This is a genomic window from Streptomyces sp. AC627_RSS907 (assembly GCF_019049165.1).
Genome location: NZ_JAGMUE010001462.1, coordinates 1 through 576 on the forward strand (window position 1 = coordinate 1; position 576 = coordinate 576).

The following is a 576-nucleotide window of genomic DNA, read 5'->3' on the forward strand; positions in this document are numbered from 1 at the left end:
GGTCGCGGTAGCCGCGTCACCGTGCCTGGTCAGCAGGAGGCCGAGTAGGGCGATCAACGCGCAGAGCGTCATGCCGAGGAAGAGGGGCACCACGGTGTGCCCGCCCGCGATGCCCATCAACGGTGCGACGGCGGCGCCGAGAGCGCTCTGCAGTGCACCGAGCACGGCCGAGCCGGTGCCTGCCGCGTACGACACGCGTTCGAGGGCGAGTGCGGTGGCGGTGGTGAAGACCTGACCGAGGCCGAGGAAACCGACGGCGACCAGGCCCAGCGCCCACACGCGGCTGAGCTGCCCGGCGACGGTGATGAGCAGGGCCAGGGCACTGGACGCCAGAAGCAGGACCAACCCCACGCGCAGGAGGAACCGGGGTGGGTAACGCCCCACGAGGCGAGCCGCCGCCGCGCTCGACAGGGTCGCGGTGAGGGCGCCGACCGAGAAGGCGACGGACGCCTCGCCGACGGTGAAGTGCAGAACGTTCTGCAACAGGAAGGGGGAAGCCGAGATGTAGCAGAACAAAGTGGCGCTGGCGAAGCAGAAGGCGAGGGTGTAGCCGAGATAGGAGCGGTCGGTCAGCAC

At 70.0% G+C, this 576-nt stretch carries 1 protein-coding gene; it reads right to left on the reverse strand.

Annotated elements, in window-relative coordinates; all coding sequences use genetic code 11:
- Positions 1-576: MFS transporter (locus tag KUM32_RS42450; protein ID WP_217146914.1), on the reverse strand; the 576-nt coding region annotated here is incomplete at both ends.